This window comes from Chthonobacter rhizosphaerae, from assembly GCF_013839525.1.
GTDB classification, from domain to species: Bacteria; Pseudomonadota; Alphaproteobacteria; order Rhizobiales; family Pleomorphomonadaceae; genus Chthonobacter; species Chthonobacter rhizosphaerae.
On sequence record NZ_JACDIS010000017.1, the window covers coordinates 20239 to 34114 of the forward strand.

8 protein-coding genes are annotated in these 13876 nt (G+C 70.3%); 1 reads left to right on the plus strand and 7 read right to left on the minus strand.

The annotated features are described in order from the left end of the window. Genes HND91_RS20645 through HND91_RS20665 form a run of 5 tightly spaced genes read right to left on the minus strand, consistent with a single transcriptional unit; the run spans position 1 to position 3926 of the window. Positions 1-678 (minus strand): pilus assembly protein, encoded by a 678-nt coding sequence (locus tag HND91_RS20645; RefSeq protein WP_181708501.1) that lies wholly within the window; start codon positions 676-678, stop codon positions 1-3. Beyond that, the gene (locus HND91_RS20650; RefSeq protein WP_181708502.1) at positions 650-2341 is read right to left on the minus strand and encodes a pilus assembly protein TadG-related protein; all 1692 of its coding nucleotides are present in this window, start codon (positions 2339-2341) and stop codon (positions 650-652) included. Before HND91_RS20650 ends, HND91_RS20645 begins: the two co-directional genes overlap by 29 nt. Further along, a complete protein-coding gene (locus HND91_RS20655) occupies positions 2338-3147 on the minus strand; it encodes a TadE family protein (RefSeq protein ID WP_181708503.1) in 810 nt (269 codons plus the stop codon). Before HND91_RS20655 ends, HND91_RS20650 begins: the two co-directional genes overlap by 4 nt. A 6-nt stretch (positions 3148-3153) precedes the next feature. After that, complete coding sequence (locus HND91_RS20660) at positions 3154-3714, minus strand: prepilin peptidase (protein WP_181708504.1); 561 nt, start codon at positions 3712-3714, stop codon at positions 3154-3156. An 8-nt stretch (positions 3715-3722) separates the two neighbouring features. After that, entirely contained in the window at positions 3723-3926 is a 204-nt protein-coding gene (locus HND91_RS20665) for a hypothetical protein (protein ID WP_181708505.1), read from the minus strand. A gap of 420 nt (positions 3927-4346) precedes the next feature. Here HND91_RS20665 and HND91_RS20670 point away from each other — a divergent pair, with 420 nt between their 5' ends. After that, positions 4347-5684 carry a TadA family conjugal transfer-associated ATPase gene (locus HND91_RS20670; RefSeq protein ID WP_181708544.1) on the plus strand — a complete coding sequence of 446 codons (1338 nt, stop codon included), beginning with the start codon at positions 4347-4349 and terminating at the stop codon, positions 5682-5684. Positions 5685-5710: 26 nt separating this feature from the next. On the opposite strand, the gene HND91_RS20675 is transcribed toward HND91_RS20670, so the two are convergent. Together HND91_RS20675 and HND91_RS20680 are read right to left on the minus strand one after the other, a co-directional pair. Continuing rightward, positions 5711-10609 (minus strand): glycosyltransferase, encoded by a 4899-nt coding sequence (locus HND91_RS20675; protein ID WP_181708506.1) that lies wholly within the window; start codon positions 10607-10609, stop codon positions 5711-5713. Next, positions 10602-13844, minus strand: a complete 3243-nt coding sequence (locus HND91_RS20680; RefSeq protein ID WP_181708507.1) for a glycosyltransferase family 2 protein — start codon at positions 13842-13844, stop codon at positions 10602-10604. Before HND91_RS20680 ends, HND91_RS20675 begins: the two co-directional genes overlap by 8 nt. Positions 13845-13876: the final 32 nt, after the last annotated feature.

The following is a 13876-nucleotide window of genomic DNA, read 5'->3' on the forward strand; positions in this document are numbered from 1 at the left end:
TCACTTCGCTCCCGGGAAGACGCCGTCGAAGAGATCGCCGGACTTCGACGCCACGCCGCGGATCTCCTGGCGAAGCACCTTGTCCCAGCCGCGCCGGGTCACGTCGTTGGTCGAGGCGAACAGCGTGGAATCCCCGACCGTGAACTCGTCCCCCCAGCGGTTCGACCGGATGAGGGCCCCGTCCGCGTAGCGGTAGATCCGGGTCGCCTTGGCGGTGACCAGCATGGGCTTCTGGCTGCGCTGGTCGCGGGTGATGTCGGACGAGGCGTTCTTGTCCTTGGCGATCTTCTTCAAGTCGTCCCACACGAAGGTGCGCTTGGGCGAGCCGCCGCCCTGGTGCGACTGCCGGCTTGAGCAGGTGAGCCGCTCCGGTCCCCAGCCGGCCGGCAGCGGGTCGGGCAGGATCTGCGGCATCGGCACGAGCCGTTCGAAATCGGTGGTGCAAAAGAGGCCGTGCGCCTCCGCGAAGGCGGCGCTGCGGATCTCCGTCACCGTGTCCATGCGTTTCAGCGAGATGAGGTTCGCGTGCTTGAGGAAGACCACCAGGAGCAGCAGCACCGGGGCGGCGAGCACGAACTCCATGGAGGCGAGGCCGCGGTCGTCGCCGTGGAGGCGGCGAAGCGCGCCGATCAGGCCCGACGGGGGACGATCAGTGCATGTTGACCTGGGTCCAGGCATTGTTGCCTCCCTTCTCCATGGTGGTCGTCAGGGCCTTGAAATGCTTGGCGACCGGGCTCTTCTGCACAGTTTGGGAGACGGCTCTCGCGTTGTTCATGTGCTTGGCCGGCACCAGGGCGGCGAGCCAGTCCTGGGTGTAGAGGTCGAAGGCGGTGTAGTTGTGCAGCCAGCTTTCCGCGAAGGCGTAGGCGGCCGGCGACTTGTCCTTGAACATGCGCGCCTGCAGCCGCGCCTTCGGCGTCCGCGACACCAGGGCAAGGGACCGGTAGTCGGTCATCTGGTCCGCCATCGTGCGTGTGGTGACCGGGTCGTGGGCGTAGAACGGGCGACCCTTCAGCCAGTAGGGCGTCGGCAGCACCGGCACCTTCAGCGCCGCCGCCACCGCTCCGCCCGGGCAGACCGCGTTCCAGGCCTTGTCGAACTTGCGGGTGAAGTCGTTGGTGGTCGCCGTCTGGCTGTCGCCATAGCGCGGCCACGGCTCGTCGATCGGCAGCTGGAAGGGGTTCACGAACCCGAGGTCGACCCCGAAGAACTTGCCGAGGACCCCCATGGCGATGTCCAGGAAGGCGCCGGTGACGTCCACCTCGAAGCCGAACACCTTGATCTTACGGGTGCCGGCGAACTGCTTCATGATCGCGCTGAACGGGACCTTGGTGTAGTAGCCGGGGCCGAGGCTCTCGTACCAGATGTAGAAGAACGGCAGCTCCACCGCGGTCTCGCCGGCGTCGTTGACGAAGTTGCGGATATGGCGCCGGTCGATGCCGCCGGCGGTCAGCGGGCCCTTGCCCATCGGGAACCCGCGCTTGGCGAACTCGCCGCGCACCTGGATCTGCAGCGGGCCTGCGCCGAAGCCCTGGGTGCCGGAAGTCGCCGCGAGGCACATCTCGGCGAAGGCCACGCCGCGCTCCAGCGCGCCGCCTTCCACCGGCAGGTTGCCGCCCATGCCTTCGGTGCCCTGCCGGCACGAGGTCGCGCGGCCGCGGTCGCAGGCCGGGTGATAGACCAGATGGTCCGCGCCGTTCTGCCGGACGAGGTTCAAGCCCTCGTTAGCGACCCGTTCCGGATAGCTGTTCACCAAGTAGTCGTTCATAGCATTCATGGCGCGAATGACGTTCGCCGACTTCATGGCCACGCCGACGGGATTGTACTGGATGTTGGCGCGCACCACGTAGGCGGCCGCCCGGGCAGCGCCAATCCCGCGGAAGGCCTGGAAGGCCACACAGGCGCCGTAGATGAAGCCACCGACGAGCGGGATCTTCTGGTAACCCGGGCAGTGGGGTGCGCCCGTCGGCAGCGCGGGCGCCGGCTTTCCCCAGCCCTCCTTGACGCTGTATTCGGTCAGCTTGGCCGCGATGGTGGCGGACCGCAGGCCGAGTTCGACAAGCGTCGCCGCGTAGGCGGTCGACGTTACGGCCACGACGGTCGCCTGGGTAGCGGCTACGTTGTTCATGGCCATCACATTGAGATAGCGGGCTCCCCATTCGGCGTGGACCAGCGCGGCAGCGTCCGCCGTGTTCTGCGTGCGCTGCTTGTCGGCGATCATCTGGCCGGTGTTGAGGATCCAGAGGATCATGTACGCGAGGCCGATCGTCAGAAAGAGGATCAGCGGCGAGATGAAGCCGCGGTCGTCGCGGTGCAGGCGGCACAGAAAGCGGGCAGTCATAGCAGCTGAACCTCCGCGCGCGAGATGGTGTAATAGTTGCCGTCCTTCCGGCGGCCGTCCGCGAAAAGCCAACCGCCAAGTTCCAGCAGCAGGAAACGGGTCTCCACCGTGGCGATCACCGGCACGTGCGGCGTCCGCCTGAGGGCGGCGAAGCGCGCCATCTGGGCGCGGCGCACGGCGACCTTCACGTTAGCGCGATCGAACATGTAGCGGGCCTGCCGGGACAGCGGCCGCATCCGATTGGTGAGGCCTGTCGCTTCCGCCATGGCGCGGATCGCCGCTTCCGGATACCGACAGCCGGAATAGCACCGCACGTCGCGATAGGGCGCGGCCGGGATCAGGGCCAGTCGGGCCGCCGTCTCGGCCTTGGCCTGCGCGGCGTAGTCGTCGCAAGCCTGGATGTTGAACTGCCGGTCCAGGAATTCGCCGACGCTGATCGGAAAGGCCGGGCAGACGTAGACGCGTGCGCTCCGGGCGGCCTGATAGGCCGCATAGTGGGTGAACAGGTGGTTCTTCGCCAGGATGGCGAACTGGAAGACCCACAGCATGAAGAGAACGAAGATCGGCGTCACCAGGACGAGGTCGAGCACCGTCACGCTGCCCGCCTCGTCGCCCGCGAGGTCAGCGGTCGCCTGCCTGCGCACCGGCAGCGACCGCAATAGAACCGCCGCGCCGCCGAGTGCCATCGCTGCCAGGGCGGCCGTGCCGGCTAGGGCGGCGGCGTTGTCCGGCATCCAGAAGGTCCGGGACCGCGCCAGGACGGCCCAAAATTCCGTGTTGAGGAAGGGGCTATCCGCGGCGGTCATGACCGGTCACCTGACGAAGGAGAGGGGTGTGTGCTCCGGAAGGAGCAGGATCCACACGAGTCCGGCCGCGGCGGCGACGCCGAACCGGATAGTGCGGCGTTCCGCCGGGGCCATGGACGACGCCGCAGTCTTGAGGCCCGCCGGCATCAGGAGCACGAAGAGGCTCACTGACCTGACGAGCCAGGCGAGGTCGAGCCGGCGCAGCATGGCGGCCACTGCCAGTACGCCGCCGGCCATCAGGGCGGCGAGGGTCAAGTCCACCGCCACCGGAAAGCCGACCACGGTGCCAAGCGCCGCCATCAGCTTCACGTCTCCGCCGCCACAGCTGCCGGCCGCGAAGGCGACCACGAACACCGCAGCGGCGGCGAGGAGACCGGCCGTCGCCGACCCGAGACCCGCGATCCCGCCGGTTGCCGCCGCCAGCGCCAGACCGGCGAGGAGGACACTGTAGGTCAGCCGGTTAGGGATCACGCCGTGCCGATGGTCGACCACCGCCGCGGCGAAGGCGCAGGCGACGGCGAGGACCGCCGCCGCAGGATCGAGAATGGGGGCGTGGAGCCAGTCCATGGCGACCGTCAGAGAGCCTTGGGGACGCTAGTGCTCTTGCCCTTCAACTCGCTGTTCTGGTTCTTGAACCAGTCGCCGATCTGCTTGCCGAAGGCTAGCAGCATCAGGAGCAGCGGGATGACGATCAGGGCAACGGCGAGGACGATCTGGCCCATGTCGCCGCGCTCGTCCTTGTGGATCGCCACGGCGAGAGATTTAAGAGACGTGATCATTGTCGTTCCTTTCAAGATCGGGATAATGGTTTCGGTCCTGTGTTTCGGAACTTCAAGAACTCGATACGGTGACTTAAGTCCGACTGTCGCTGCGCTCTGTAATGCTCCAAAATTCCTTGATATCTTCTCTTGAGATGGTCGGGTCTTTGAAGCCAACGTTGCGCTGACGACTTCAATTTGACCGAACCGGACCGGCCTGAACAGGGACCCGTCAAGCAACCCAGCGGGTGGGTTCCAACGAGTTTGGAGCCTTCGCGCGGACGCGCGTCATCTATTCGGATGAGGGAAAGAGTATCAGCGATTTCAGGTACATGCACGGGCATTTCGTCTGGCGGACATGCGGCCGAGGAGCCGGTCGATCAAATATTCGACTCCCCACCCGGATGGTATGGACTTGGCGGCTGCGTTACTCTGCACGATATGGCGCGACGGCGGGCACGGCGTCGCGCCGATCCAAGTTCTGTCAGCCGCCCCGGAGGGCCCGCCTATGGAGATGATGACGCACGTTCTTGTGCTCGGTCTCATCCTCGTCCCGCTGATGACCTTCTTCCGCACCGGCCTGGAGATGATGATCGCGCTCTTCGGCATGAGCTCGGCCCTCATCGGGATGCCGTTCTGATGACGCTCCCGGCCGGCGACGCCACCGAACAGGCCACCTTCCAGGTGCTCGTGCGGGCGCTGGACAAGCTGCTCGCGCCGATCCGGCCGTTCCTGGACGATCCGGCGGTCTCGGAGGTGCTGATCAACGGCGTCGCGGACATCTACGTTGAGCGGCGCGGCAAACTGGAGAAGTCGGACGCGCGCTTCGCCACCCGCGACGACCTGGACGCCGCGGCGCGCAGCATCGCGCAGTTCTCCGGCAAGCGGCTGACACCCGAGGAGCCCAGCATTGAGGCGCGCCTGCCGGACGGTTCGCGCGTCCACATCGTCCAGCCGCCGGCCGCGCGCTCGGGCCTGTGCATCTCCATCCGGCGCTTCCTGCGCGAACACCGGTCGATCGACGACCTCGTCCGCCAGGGCAGCCTCACGGAGCCGACGCTGGCGCTCCTCAAGGCTTCGGTGAAACTGCACAAGAACGTCATCATCTCCGGCGGCACGGGCACCGGCAAGACGACGATGCTGAACGCCCTGTCGGAGGCCTTCGAGGACCACGAGCGGGTCATCGTGATCGAGGACACGACCGAGCTGCAGATCCGCAAGGACCACGTGGTCTATTTCGAGACGACCAAGCCGGACCGCTTCGGCCGCGGTGGCGCGAGCATCCGCGAACTCTTCCGGGCCTCGCTGCGCATGCGGCCGGACCGCATCATCGTCGGCGAGTGCCGCGGCGGCGAGGCGCTGGACATGATCCAGGCCATGACGTCCGGGCATAGTGGCAGCTTGTCCACGGTTCACGCCAACACGCCCTACGACAGCCTGCACCGGCTGGAGACGCTCGCCCTCATGTCGGATATCGACATGCCGCTGCGGCCGCTCCGGTCCCAGATCGCCTCGGCCGTGAACGTCGTCGTGCAGATCGCCCGGCTGAAGCGCTCGGGCCGCCGCCGCGTGATCGAGATCGCCGAGGTTAAGGGCCTCAACGACGACGACCAGTATGTGATCAACAGCCTCTACCGGGTCGGCGTCGACGGCCAGCCCGGCCTCGACGGTCCGCTCGCCTGGACCGGCGCGGTCCCGTCCTTTGCCGCCGAAGCCGCCGAGGACGTGTTCGAGCCCGGCGAGCCCTTGCCGGAATGGGTGACCGGCCGTCACCCGTGACGCCGCCCCGTCCTGACCAGCCGTCCTTACCGCCGCTCCGCCGCCGCCGTGAACAGCACGTCCAGCCGGCGGTTCACCTCCGCGAGGATCTCGTAGTCAATGGCGTTGCGGGCGACGAAGTCGTCCACGGCCGCAGCGCTCGGCGGCGCGGCTCTGTCGGTGGCGTTGAGGATGGGGATGTCCGGCAGCGGCTTGCGGAGTCGCCGGGCGAGCCAGGCAAGGCAGTCGGGCAGCCGCTCCACCGTGCCGACGAACCAGTAGCGGTCCAGGGCGTCGCGCCATTTGTCGGGGCCGCAGCGCATGTGGTGGAGAAAAACGCTGCCGCAGCGCGCCAGGAAGACGTCGACGCTGATCCGCTCGTAGCCGGGCTCGTGTCGCCGCCTCTCGTCCTCGAAAGCGTGGGCCGACAAGGCCGTCTGCACCGGGTCCCGGAAGAAGGTGACCATCCGGCAGCGCCGGTCCTCCAGGATCTCCGGATAGCGGTTCTCCAGCGCCAAGAGGTCGGTGTCGAAGTGGCCGGCCAGCATGTGGGCGGGCGTCAGGGTGGACAGGTCCTGCGCGGGCGGCGTCTCCGCGTCGTCCCAGCCCGGCCTGTAGTCACGCACCAGATCGAACCACGACCGGAAGACGGCATTGCAGGTCGTCCCGGCCGCCTTCGGCAGGTGGTGGAAGACATGGAACCGGACCGCCTCGTCGCCGCGGTCGAGGCGCGCCGCATCATCGTCCGGCCGGAAGGCGACGCCCCGCTCGGCCGCGAGCCGAAGAAGGACCGGCTCTAGCGCGGCGCGGAACCGGTCCGGGTCGGCGAAGGGCATCACCTCGGCGAGCGCGGCGTCGAGCCTCGCCTCCAGGTCGGCCCGCCGGTCTGCCGAGCCGGCGATACTGATCGCGATCCTGACGTAGGCCTCCGGCGTGTCCGCCACCAGATCCTCCAGCCCGACCGAGCGGGCCCAGGCGGCGCCCTGCAGCCCGCGCTGCGTTGTTCCGGCGAGGGCCACCACGGGACGGCGGGCCGCCAGCGCTTCCACCACGGTGGTGGCGCCCGCATAGGGAAAGCTGTCCAGGTAGAGGTCCGCCGCCGCCAGGCAGACGCGCACGCCCTCGGCGTCGAGGGATTCCTCCACGACGATCCGGTCCGGCGAAAGACCTTGCCGGCGAAGCGCGTCCGCGAACCGGTCGCGAATTCGCGCCGGCGCGTGCGACCGCTTCCAGTTGCGGGCGAACGGATAGAGCACGAGGACGCTGCCGGGCACGCCCGCCAGGATGGCCGTCCAGGCGGCGATCAGGCGATCGTTGATCTTCCCCCACATGGCGCCGCTCACCAGCACTACGCGCTCGTCCAGGATGCCGAGCCGCCGCCGGGCGGCCATCCTGTCTGTCGTTGCCGTCCAGCCGAGCGGGTCGAAGCACTGGAAGGGATCGGCGGCAAGCACCAGGGGCTCCAGGTGGTGGCCGGTCGATCCAGTCGCAGGCTCCGTCATCGGGGCGGACAGGAAGGCGTCGACGCTGCGGAACCCCACGGGCTGCGGGCTGACCGCCGCCATGGCGATCTGGAGCGGCGCGAGCCGGTGCGCGACGATCTCCGCCGCCCGGTTCGCCTGCGACACGTAGGAGCCGAGCACGGCGACGTCGAGGTCGAGCGCACGGATCGACGCCACCGCGTCCTCGGTGGAAAGCCCCGTCACGTCGACAACGGGCGGTGGCTCGAAGGCGCCGCGCCAGCCGGCGCCGCTCCCTGCCAGCGTCACGACGACCGGGTCGAACGGCCCGCGGCGGAGCGCTTCCGCAAGGCCCGACGCGAGGCGTCCCTCCGGCGTGGGGCCGACGTCGTAGAGCAGGATGCCGACCTTCAGCCGCGCGCGCATCCGTGGCGTCCGGGGCGGCCCGGCAAGGTCGTGCCCGGCCCGCGCGAGGCGGCGCTCTACCGCGTCCGCCATGGCGGCGGCCATTGGCGCGAGCGAGCCGGAGCCAAATAGGACGCCGAGGTTGCGCTGGCCGTCGAGCACCGCCCCGGCAAGACGGAAGCGGTAGTCGCCCGCTTCGCCTGCCGCGAACGCCGATGCCGCGCTCTCGTAGAGCCGGGTGGCGGCGGCGACCGCCGCATCGACGTCCGCCTCGTCGGTCACAGTGGCGGGTTCGCGGACGAGCACGGCCGCGACCTCAGCCGTTCGGTGAACGACCGCCTGCGGCAGGTCCTCCAACTCGACCGGTTCACCGAGCGCGCGCGGCGTGCTATGGAGGGCGACAAGCAGGAAGGCCCGCAGTCTGTCGAGCTCGGCGCCGCTCCGCCAGAGCCCGCCAGCCGCGTCAAGGTGAACGGCCTCGGCGGCCGAGAGCGGCGCAAGGCGCGCGGCCGGCCAGGCGCGCACCAGCGACCCCATCCAGCCGTCGGCGGCCACGAGGGCGCGCAGCGTCTTGCCGCTCGCGCCGGCGATGCCGTCCGCCAGACTGCGGCGGGCATCGCAGAGCCGGTCCATCGCGGCCGTGTCGGTGGCAAGCGCCATGGCGTCGGCGGCGGCGGCGTAGGCCTCTGCGGCTTGGATCAGCGGCGGCCGCGCCCACCGGACATCCGCTGTCGCAGGCGGACGGTCGGCAACCGTTCCAGAGAGCGAGAGACGTCCCAGCCGCACCGGAGCAGGCGCAGGATCGGTGCCGTCCGGACCCACCGCGACGGCGTGGATCACCACCGTCGACGGTCCAATGCCGACCGGCACGGCAAGGCTGGCGCCGCCGTCGAGATCGGCCGTCGCCCGCATCGCGCCGTCCACGGACACGCCCGCCACCACGCGCCGATCCGGCGCCGCGATCGCCGGCTCAAGGTCCAGGTGCAACGTCCGCTCGCCCGGCTGGTCGGGAAGGGCCAGCCGCAGCAGCGCTTCCGACGTGGTGGCCAAAAGGCCGTCCTCCACCACGGTCCAGTCCGCACCCGGATCCACCCACCGGCCGGCGGAAAGGCCGAGGCTCCGGGTCTCGCCGAGGTTGAGGCGGATCCGTCCCTCGGCCTCGTCCGACGCGGAGGCAACCGCGATGCCGGCGAAGCTCGGCCACGCGGCGCCCTCGGACCGCCGGGGCTCGAGGGGCTCCAGGTCGAACCCCAGGGCGATGGTGCGGGCCTGCCCACTACCGGGTGGAAGCGGCAGGATGATGTCGGCGTTTTCGACGAACTGCCCTTCGAACGCCGTCATGCCGTCGGTCGTGATCCGGGCCCAGCCGTCGAAGCCCCGCCGTCCCACCGAGAGGACGAGATCGACGGGTCCAGGCCGCGCGGCGATGTCGATCGAGAGCCGTGCGTAGGACCCGGTCGGCGTCATCCCGCCGTCGCCCGCCGGCGCCCAGTCTGGCGCGGACGGCAGGACGGCGGCGAGTGCTGGCCGGTTCGCCGCCGCCTCGCGCTCCGAAAGGGCCGTTGGCGCCAGGATGGCCGCTTGTGGTCGGGCGTCCGTGACGGCGAGCCGCTCCAGGCCGAACCAGCCGGCCGGCGTGAAGGCTCCCCGAATGCGGCCCTTTGCAACGGCCGGCGCGATCGAAAGGTCCAGCCGCACGTCCGTCACCGGATCGGTGGAGGCCGCCAGCGGCAGCTGGAGGTCGACCCGGTCCTCCGCCTCCACTTGGTCGGCGAGTCTGCCGTTCCGCCGGACGGAAAGTCGGTGGCGCCCAGCCGGGAGCGAGATCGACAGGGTGAGGCCAATCGGCCGCGCCTCCGTCTCGATCAGGAAGCGGAGCGCCGCGTCGGGTCCGCTGCTGAAGAAGCCGCCCCAGGTCTCGTCGATCCACCCGCCGGCCAACACCGGGCGGAAGCCGGCGCTCTCCCCTGCGATCAGCTCGTCCCCGGGCCGAAGGCGGGCGAGCCGGCGCGGCTCGTCCAGGCGCGAGGAGGCGCCGTCCGGCGACAGCATCCATCGCACAGCGCGCGGCAGCGTGCGCGGATCGGCCAGCCAGCCGGCGATCCGCTCCACTGAGCGTCCGGACCGGGCGGCCGCCCCGATCAACGTCCAACCGGCGCTGCCGCGGAGGGAGGGGGCGGCGGCGCGCGCCCGGGCCGACGCCCGTGTCAGGTCGTCGATCAAACCGGCTCGGTCGCCGGTCGCCGAATACCGGCGGGCGCGCACGACCGCCGCCGTCATAGCGAGGCGAGCCTTGAGGGCGCGACGCTCCTTCGGGTCGGCCGCCGGCAGGGCCGGCGACGCGGCCAGCAGGTCCAGCGTGTCCGCCATGTCGGCGAGCCCACGCGCGTTGGTGAAAGGCCGGCCGGCGCCCTGCCGGAAATAGCTGTTCTCCCGGTGGACGCGATAGCCGCCGAGAACGGCCGGGATCGCCCGCGTCGGCCCGTGGAGCGCAGCCGCGCCCAGAAGCACGGCATCCGCACTGATCCGCCAGCGCGCTTCGGGCAGCGGAAAGACCCAGGCCACCGCCTCGCGCCGGAACACGTTCCCGGAGGTCGGCGGATAGGCGAACACGCCCCGCGCCAGCAGCGACCGCCTGTTGTCGCCCGTCACAGCCGCCGCGCTCGCCGGATAGAGTCCGAGCGACCGGCCCGCCGTGTCGATCATCTCCAGCAGCGACGCATAGGCGGAGAAGTCCGGATGATGATGGAGGAGCACGGTCTCCAGCGCCTCCGGCCGCAGCAGGTCGTCGCTGTCGAGGAAGAGCACGAGGTCGCCGGACGTCCGGGCGAACCCGGCGTTCATGGCCGACGCCTGCCCGCCGTTCGGCTTTGCGACGACCGTGATGCGCGACCCGAAGCGCCGCGCGAGCGCGAGCGAGTTGTCGGCCGACCCGTCGTCCACCACCACGATCTCGTCCGGCGGCGCGGTCTGGCCGAGGATGCTCTCGATGCAGTCCGTCAGAAATCCGCTATAGTCGTGGTTGGTGACGATCACGCTGACCGTCGGATCGCGCCGTGTCGATCGCGACCGGCTACTCATGGCCCTGTCCTCCCTGCATCGGCGGCTCCGAAAGCCGGACCGGCGGCCGGTCAGAGAGGGACACCGACACCACCGCCCCGCCGATCAGCGAGGCAGCCGGCTCGCCCGTCGCGATCCCCAGGTTGACAAGGCGGTCGGTCGAGATCCGCAGTGGCACCACGGCCTCCTCGGCCATCACCGGCAGGTCCAGCACCAGGGTGTCTCGGCCGCCGTCCCGGCTCCGAGCCGTTCCGGAAGGGCCGGTGATCGACAGGTGCTGGTCGTGTCCAGGAAGCGTCAGCGTCGTCACGGTCAGCACGCGGCCGGCCGGTCCGGCCGGAACGCGCAGTCTCAACGTCGCCCGGTTCACCGCCAGCCAGAGCGCGCCGTCGCTGGGGACATGCCAGTCGGCCGGCCGCGCCGCTAACCGGTGGAGCGCTTCCGCGTCCAACGGCGCTTCGCCGAGGCCGGGCAGGTCGTCCTCCGCCTGCGCGCCGCAAGGTGAAACCGAGATCCACCCGATCCAGACCGCCGCGTTACCGACCTCCAGGCGCACCGACGCGGTGTCTCCCTCCCGGCCCGGCAGGCAGAGGCGGAGGGTGTTGACGTCCGACAGGCGAAGCCCCGTCCGCACGCCGTCCACTGTCGCGGCGATGTCCGCCACCTTGGCGTCGCTCACCGTCGCGACGCCGTCCGCCACCCAGTGGTTTGGCCCTTCAAGGCCGCAGTAGAGCGTCACGACCGCTCCGGTTTCCGCCCCGGACGGAAGCTGCACCATAAAATCCACCACCGGCCGGACGATCCGCGCCGGCGCGCCCGCCGCCGGCACGTCGAGCGCAGCGACGTCCTCCAGGGCCAGAATCTCGACCGGATGGTGCCGGCGGTCGGGAACGGGTGGCCGCAGGCCATCCCGTTCTCCGCGCCCGTCGACCGCCACGAAGTGAAGGCGCGCGTCCGCGGGGAGGAGCCCGGTCTCGGCCTCCGGAACGAGCAGAAGGGTCACACGGGTCGCCCCGGCGGCGTCGAAGGCGACGGCCGGCAGCAGCAGCGCCAGACTCCGACCGCCGTCGACCGGATAGACTTCCAGGTCGCAAGCCCCGGCCCGCGCCTCAGGCAGCGCAAGCAATCCGGAAGCCGTCCGGCAGTCGAGGCCGAGCAGAAGGATCGTCCAACCGGATGCCGCGTCGACGGACACGGCGATGTCGAGCCGTCGGTCCACCGCCCGTGCACCGCCCGGTCCAGGCCAGTCCCATCCGGACAGCAGGATGGCATCAACCCTGTCGCTGGGCTCGATTTTCAAGCCCCCGTCCGCCGCGACCAGAGGCGCCGGACGCGCGAAGCCCATGGGGGCGATTCCCGCCGCAAGACTCAAGAGCATGATCGCCGGTCGCGTCCTTGCTCGCGCGGCTTTGGGCGCGGCCGGGCGGGTGAGGGTGAGCACCGCCAGGAAGCCGTCCGGCTCAGGCGAAAGCACCGCCCCCGGCACGCAAACGAGAAGGTCGCCGCCTTCGAGCCGCCACGTCACCGGCCGGCCGTTGCAGCGCACCTCCAGGCCGGCGACGGCCGCCCGGGACGGGCCGTCGAGGCCGAGCCGGACGGTCCATCCGGGCGCGTGCCGGCCGAACCGTATCGCCAGGGTGGCGACATCGTCTGCCATGGCCGCCCCCGCCGGGGCATGGTCCACCCATCCCCAGCCGAGGGCGTCACCCAGCCGCGGTCGGCTGTCTGCCGTCAGCCGGTCGCCGTGGTCGAGCACGGGCCGAAGCGACGGTCCGGCGACGGTGTCGCGGTCGCACCACGCGGCCGGGAAGGGCCAGGGGTCGCGGTCCACGGCAGCGGGCAGGCTGGAACGGCCGAACCATGCCTGTGCGATGTTCGTCAGAACGAACCCCAGGTGGGCGGCGCGCGCGATCAGGGGCGCGCCCGTCGCCGCCACCGCAAGCCGGGCCGCTTCGCCGACGAGCGCGAGGACGCTCGCGCCGCGCCGGATTCTGACGCCAATCCGCCGAAACAAAACACGGTCGTCTGCGACGATGCCGGGCGCTCCGTCAGCCGACATCGCGGTCCGGACGATCCGGCGATGCAGCCGCAGACGGTTGATGCCCAAGAACGGACCGGGCCGCAGGCGCGGCAGTCGCCGGAGGAGATCACGCCAGGCGGCGACGCGGGCCTTCAGAAGGGCCGGGCGATGGGCCGGTTCGCGGGCGAACGGCCCGTACCAGAGGTTCCGCCCATGGACGCGATACTGCCCCAACACCGCGTTGCAGTGATCGACCGGTCCGAGCGCAAGCATCATCGTGACGAGATGGAGGTCTGCCGAGATGCGCCAGCGCTCCTCCGGGATCGGCATGACGGCCTTCAGCGCCGCCCTGGAGAAGGCGTTGCCGCTGGTCGGCATGAAGAGCACCTGTCCGTCGGCGAGGAGCCGCGGAAGGCCGTCGCCGCCGCTCCGCCACCGGGTCTCCGGGTAAACGCCGCAAGGCCGGCCGTGGGCGTCGATCAGCTCCAGGCCGAACTGCAGGTGAGTGGTGCGCTCGGTCCAAGCGGCTCGGATGTGGCGTAGGGCGTCCGGCAGCAGGCGATCGTCGGCGTCGAGGAAGATCACCACATCGCTTGTCGCTGCCGCGGTGCCGGCGTTGAAAGCGGAAGCCTGCCCGCCGTTCTTCTTGATGATCGCGATCAGATCGCCTTCGGTGGCGAGCCACTGGTCGGTTCCGTCGGTCGAGCCATCGTCGACCACGATCACCTGGTCGGCCGGCGAGGTCTGGGCCCGTACGCTGGCGACCGCGTCCGGCAGGAAGCGTAGATAATTGTATGTGTCGATGATGATGGAGATCGTCGGCTCCGCGCGCCGGGGCGGCGGCCGCGTCCGGATGACCGCGTCGGCAACCGCCTCCGGCGTGGCGGCGACGGTGCCGAAGAGCCCATAGGCCGCCGCAAGACGCCGGCTCCGGTCGCGGTCGTTCCGCATCCCGCCGGCGGCCACCGCGTCGAGAGCCGTCTCCAGGGCCGGAAGAGCCTTGTCGACGTTTGCGACGTGGTGGAGGAGATCCGTGCCGAAAACCGGCGCCGGTCCAACCCACAGCACCTCCAGCCCGGCCGCGAGGGCGATCAAGGCTTCCTCAAGGCGGCGGACGGCGGAGGACGGATCCAGCGTGCCGGCGCTGCCGGCTTCGTCCGCACGACTGGCCGCTCGCCCGTCGACGATGAGGATATCGGCCTCGGTCGGAAACTCGGTCGTCGCGCGCGCTGGCATCAGCCTCGCCGTGGAGCGCGCAAGCTCGGCTT